The organism is Halorientalis sp., from assembly GCF_028275115.1.
GTDB lineage: Archaea > Halobacteriota > Halobacteria > Halobacteriales > Haloarculaceae > Halorientalis.
Genome location: NZ_JAQCNH010000011.1, coordinates 1 through 5115 on the forward strand (window position 1 = coordinate 1; position 5115 = coordinate 5115).

Annotated in this window: 6 protein-coding genes and 1 pseudogene; 4 read left to right on the plus strand and 3 right to left on the minus strand. The window is 59.1% G+C overall.

Going from position 1 to position 5115, the window contains the following annotated elements:
- Positions 1 to 155: 155 nt before the first annotated feature.
- A complete protein-coding gene (locus Q0964_RS18590) occupies positions 156 to 536 on the plus strand; it encodes a DUF8108 domain-containing protein (RefSeq protein ID WP_475405236.1) in 381 nt (126 codons plus the stop codon).
- Between the two features lie 171 nt (positions 537 to 707).
- On the opposite strand, the gene Q0964_RS01500 is transcribed toward Q0964_RS18590, so the two are convergent.
- Positions 708 to 1952, minus strand: coding sequence for an ethylbenzene dehydrogenase-related protein (locus Q0964_RS01500; protein ID WP_299262716.1), 1245 nt, complete (start codon positions 1950 to 1952; stop codon positions 708 to 710).
- Between the two features lie 626 nt (positions 1953 to 2578).
- Here Q0964_RS01500 and Q0964_RS01505 point away from each other — a divergent pair.
- From Q0964_RS01505 to Q0964_RS01510, 3 genes are all read left to right on the plus strand, one after another.
- A complete protein-coding gene (locus tag Q0964_RS01505) occupies positions 2579 to 2959 on the plus strand; it encodes an ArsR/SmtB family transcription factor (RefSeq protein WP_299262718.1) in 381 nt (126 codons plus the stop codon).
- Positions 2960 to 2982: 23 nt separating this feature from the next.
- A complete protein-coding gene (locus tag Q0964_RS18540) occupies positions 2983 to 3261 on the plus strand; it encodes a DUF7521 family protein (RefSeq protein ID WP_422653631.1) in 279 nt (92 codons plus the stop codon).
- Between the two features lie 276 nt (positions 3262 to 3537).
- Entirely contained in the window at positions 3538 to 3690 is a 153-nt protein-coding gene (locus Q0964_RS01510) for a hypothetical protein (RefSeq protein WP_299262720.1), read from the plus strand.
- Between the two features lie 93 nt (positions 3691 to 3783).
- On the opposite strand, the gene Q0964_RS01515 is transcribed toward Q0964_RS01510, so the two are convergent.
- Both Q0964_RS01515 and Q0964_RS01520 read right to left on the minus strand, forming a co-directional pair.
- On the minus strand, positions 3784 to 4737 hold the full coding sequence (locus Q0964_RS01515; protein ID WP_299262722.1) for a universal stress protein: 954 nt from the start codon (positions 4735 to 4737) through the stop codon (positions 3784 to 3786).
- Between the two features lie 19 nt (positions 4738 to 4756).
- Positions 4757 to 5115, minus strand: a pseudogene (locus Q0964_RS01520) (hypothetical protein); the annotation flags it as partial.

The following is a 5115-nucleotide window of genomic DNA, read 5'->3' on the forward strand; positions in this document are numbered from 1 at the left end:
TTGCAGAAATGTCAGCCACGCCCTCCAGCGTTGAAATCGCAGATACGGTCTCCGATTTGATGTACGGGATTGCCGGATGGCTCTTGATCGGACTTGGAGCCGCGGCATTCCTGAGTGGCACCGGTGGAGTTATTCAACACGCCGGGACAAGGGAAATGATCGTTCCACTGTTAGTTCTTGGATTGGCATTTTTGTTCATCATATCAGGTATATTTGTCAACCCACGCTTTCGCCGCCGACTTGACCGACGCCACAACCTCTCCCGGTTCGGTCAGGCCAAGACTGTCGACAGTAGAGTCCTTTCACAATCCGAGAGTCGTCATGAGTCGTGTGTCAGTTGCGGAGCCAGTCTGAGCAAGGGACTTGTCCGTCGATATCGGCAAGAATACGTTGTCGCTGGCATTCCAGTGTGGACGGTATCTAAGAATCGCAACTACTACTGTCCGAGTTGTGCTACCGAGGAATTGTCTGGTCCCATTCCCACTGACACTGGCAATAGCGATGTCACAGAGCGACCAGTTGCTGAGATCGAATAAGTTCGTATAGACCTGCTGATCCATCTGAATTAGTGTGAACTCAACAGTTACTGACTCCTGACTACATCCTCTGAGTCCTGCAGTCGCTCACACCACATATCCGTCACAGTGGCGAGTGCTGAATAGAGCGCGCGTGGGCAGCGAGCTGTCGAACGCCATTCGCCGCTGTGACTAGTCGTCTGCTCGGCCGTGAAGCTCCCACATGCTGGTCTCCAAACTCCTGATGGCCTCGGCCTGTGGGCCGTTCACGAGGTCCGTCCAGGAGTTGACTCCCGGGAAGACCAGCGGCGTCGTGTGCACGGGGAGCCCTTCCCAGTCGATATCCGCCCCGGTGGCCGCGGACTCGACCTCGTGAGCCACCAGGGGCGGCGGTAGGTCCGCTGTCCGTTCGGGAGTTACGCCGAGACCGAGCCGATGGGTGTAGCCAGCCCAGTGCCAGCGCTTACCGGCCCCGTGATGAATCGCGGGTGCCCACAGGTACCTCTCGCCCAGAGACAATTGTGTGGTGTCTGCGGGGTTATCGGTTGCCAGAGGACGGGACATCGTGACGACCCACTCGTCTCCGGTCCACGTGCCAGAGGCAGTCCAGTCGGCGGCACTTCCGCTGGGTTCGCGGACAGGGCGACGGGGAATCATCGCGCCCTCCCACTCAGCGACATCTGGGTCGAACGGGACGGTCACGTCTGGCGTGAGCGCGTACGTTCCCGAGCCCTGGGCGGGGAACTCGCCAGCCGAGACAGCGTGGTAATCGAGCGCACCCCCGTCTACGATAGCCGGATCGAACATCAGCTCTGGTCCTGTGTCCGCCGTCCACTCCTGGCTCGTGTAGGTTCGACGACCGTCGTCGGCGTGTCGATAGTCGAGGACGTGAGCGTCGGTCCCGTAGCCGACCGGGTCGGACCGGTGTGCGCGCCACATCGGCAGGTCAATGAACTCGCCGCGGGCCTTCATCGCCTGTAGCTCGTCGGGGGAGCGTACCTCTCGCCAGTTCCCTTCCCACCACTCGCCGGCACATGCCTGTGGGATGAACTTCCGGATATCGGACTTCTCGAGACGGCCACCGTAATGCGGGTGGGACTCGACGTCGGCCGGGGACGCTGCACTCGGCAGCGAGCGCATTCCCTCGTGTGTCGTGAGCCATCCAGCAAACTCCTCAAACCCACGGACGCTCCTGTCGTCGAGAAAGAAACTCAGACGATCTTCGTAGAACCCGGCGTGTTTCTCGTCGTCGCTCACCCACGGTGACGGGTCCGCAAACTGTCGCCACTCGCCCTCGTGGTAGACCAGCATATCGTGGATCCAGCCGCCGGGGTCCGGTTGATCCCACCGAAACTGGAAGTGCAATCGCTCTCGGTCGTGTGCCACCCGCGTTCGAAGCTGTTTTTCCTGTTCGGCTGGTGCCCAGTTGTCATTCATCGATTCAACTCACGTATGATGGTCGACTCACTTGGCTCGTACTACATTGTAATAAATTGCCATGGGAATGCGTCGGCAAGAAATTGACGACGGGGCACGGACACCGTTCCGACATCAAGCACTCAGCCGGGAGCGTTTGAGCAAAGCGTTCGTAGAGTCACTCATCCGGCGCTTCGGTCGGCGTATTAGCTTCTCTATCTCTGTATGCTGACCAACTACCCGGACTATTCCTGAGTGGTCGGTGACTTCCAGTTGGTCTGCACGCATCCTCTGAGTCTTGCAGTCGATTAAATATCGTGTTTGGGATCCTACACAGTAGCGAGTGATGAATAGGCCGCGCGAATGTGGCGTGCCGCGGTAGTAGTATCAGGGACAACTTGATCCGCTTAGTACAAGGAATCCACGTACCGGCACACAGGAAGGATCTACCTATACTGTATCAGAAATTGTAAAAAATACAGAGTGCGCGTTCAGCAGCCAATTATCCAATAAATCGTGGGAATAACCGCTCGTCCTCGTGACGGGGGATTAAATCTTCGGGCGCTGTATGTAGTTGTATCGAACAGATGTATCGGGACGCGACCCTCTCAATCCAAACCGGGCTATCGGTTCTCGAATAAGCGAATGTGAGCAAGGCATGGGATCCGGATGATATTTTCGACGTACTGGCCAGCGAGGATGTCCGTCGAATTCTGGTTGCCACGAGCGTCCGACCGATGTCGGCCAAGGAACTGGCCGACATCTGCGATCGGTCTTTGGCGACCATCTACCGACGCGTCCAAGCCATGGAAGACTACAACCTTCTCTCGGAGGAACTCGCGCGCGATTCTGACGGGACGCAGTATAATGAATACAAGAGTGACCTCAACGAAATCACGATCAGCGTCGACGAAGGACGACTCAATGTCAACATCGATATCGAAAAGGACACTGTGGATCAGTTCGCTGAACTCATTGAGGATCTCGAAAGGTCAGGGGAAGACGATGACCCCGAAGGTGACGAATGACGAGTAGTCCACCTACAATCTGGATGTTGGTGTTGAGCAATACCTTTGTTTTCGCTATCGGCGGGGCTCTCACCTATTTGAGTATTCAAGCGCGTCGGCGCGTCGGCAAGTCAAATCTGAATTACACGACGCTCGGGTTTGGACTCGTCACGCTCAGCACAATCGCCGAAGTCATCTATGCACCTGCTATCATCGGGATTTACGAAATAACTGGATCGACGCTTCTGATTCTCTACACGATAGAGTCGCTCCTGATCGGGCTCGGCTTGGGAAGTATTTATTATTCCGTCCGTGGGTCGTGAGCGCCTGTCGATGTAGTCGCGCCTCCAAGCATCGTATTGAGGGCGCTGTTCGGTCGGTCCCATTTTCCCCTACGGCGTCCCGTCGATAGTACTCGAACGATCCTATCCTGAGGACCGTCACCCACCTTCGCTGAACGTGACAGCCCGCGCCGCCTAATTGAGCGTTTGAAAACCGGAGGGTTAGGGGTGTACGTGTACCCGCATTCGGCATCGCGATGGATCGGGAAGAGTTCGGCACACGCCACAGCGGTGGAGACAGCAACGAGGGCCGCGATCATGAACGAGAGGGTGGTGACGGTCTCGCCTTCCTTGACGGCGAGGACGGGCAACGCGAAGATGCCGGCGGCGATCATCGTCCAGATCTCCTATCGCCAGCGTGCTGGAGAGGCCAATCTCGGGATTCAGGTGTTCGCTCGTATTGTCGCTTGACTCGGTAGCCCTCTTCGCCGCCGAGGCTTGATCGGAGACTTCACTAGCCACCGTCCCCGTCGTCTGCGGCCTCTGCCGCCGCGTATACGGTCATTACCTCTTCTCGCCGCCGTTAGCGCCGAACCACTCGTCCAGTCGGACGGTGACTACCGGGACGTCAGCCGTCCGGACAGTTCGTTCGGTGATACTCCCGAGGAGGAACTGTTCGACCCGCCCGCGACCGTGCGTTCCCATAACGATGAGATCGATCCCGTGGTCGGCCGCGTACCGCTGAATCGCATTGTGCGGTGTGCCCTGCTGGATGGCAACTCGTGTGTCGACGCCGGCCTCGTCGGCCCGGTCGGTAACCGCGTCGGTGACTGCCGTCCGGAGCTCGTCGACGAGTTCCCCAAGTTCGTAGGTGTCGTGTTTCGCCGCCTGCGAGCGAATGTCGACGACGTAGATGACGTGTAGCGTCGCACCGAACCGCGCGGCGATACTCACTGCGTGATCGACTGCGAGTTCGGAGCCGTCCCCGCCACGGGTGGGAAGGAGAATATCGGTATAATCCCCTTTGACAGGGAGGGCGGGGTCGTTCTCGATTCGCGCTGTCAGAACCGGAACCGGTGATGTCCGGACCATCCGGTCGGTGACGCTACCGAGGAGGTGACGCTCGATGTTGCTCCGACCACGCGTCCCCATCGCCACGATATCGATATCGTTGTCCGTCAGGTAGCTCTGAAGCAACTCAGCCGGATTCCCTTCAAGAAGCTCAGTACGGACTGTCACGCCGGTCTCGTCGCCGAGGCGTGCCACGCCGTCGAGCGCCTCCTCACCGTCGGCTCCCCGTTCGTCCCCCGCTGGCGTCGTCTGAGAGAGTTCGACCGGGGTGAGCCCGGTCCCCGGGTCTGTGACATGGACGGCATGGACCGTCGCATCGAACCCGTGAGCGATGCGGACGCCGTGTCTGGCCCCCGCCCTCGCGTGCTCACTGCCGTCGGTAGGGACGAGCACGGTGTCGTACCGGCGCGTTCGTTCCGAATGGTCGTGCGCTGCGTCCCCCTGCATGCGTGTTACTGTGTCATCGCTAATCGGTGCTCGGTTCCTCGGTCGAGGTGCTCTCGGCGTCCGTCCGCCGGTCGGCCGCGAAGTCAGCAACGGTCCGTCCGCTCCGTTCGACACCGGCCCAGATCGTTTCGCGCCCGAAGTAGAGCGATTCGACCGCGAACACCGCCACGGCTGTGACCACGACGGTTCCGAACACCGCCGGCTCGTTCGTGTACATGTTCCAGATCAGAATCGGAAAGGCGCCGAACGAGCCGACGACACCGACGAGCGGCGGGATCGGGTTGATATCGTCACGGTGGCGTTGCTGTAGCGCGAGGTAGCTCATTGCCCCGAAGACGACCATGAACATCAGCGATCCGAACGAGATGATCCCCTCTA

What these genes read in the sequence shown, in the direction of transcription:
- Q0964_RS18590 (WP_475405236.1), top strand. Translation starts at nt 156, where the DNA reads ATGATCGTTCCACTGTTAGTTCTTGGATTGGCATTTTTGTTCATCATA.
- Q0964_RS01500 (WP_299262716.1), bottom strand. Translation starts at nt 1,952, where the DNA reads ATGAATGACAACTGGGCACCAGCCGAACAGGAAAAACAGCTTCGAACG.
- Q0964_RS18540 (WP_422653631.1), top strand. Translation starts at nt 2,983, where the DNA reads ATGTTGGTGTTGAGCAATACCTTTGTTTTCGCTATCGGCGGGGCTCTC.
- Q0964_RS01510 (WP_299262720.1), top strand. Translation starts at nt 3,538, where the DNA reads ATGAACGAGAGGGTGGTGACGGTCTCGCCTTCCTTGACGGCGAGGACG.
- Q0964_RS01515 (WP_299262722.1), bottom strand. Translation starts at nt 4,737, where the DNA reads ATGCAGGGGGACGCAGCGCACGACCATTCGGAACGAACGCGCCGGTAC.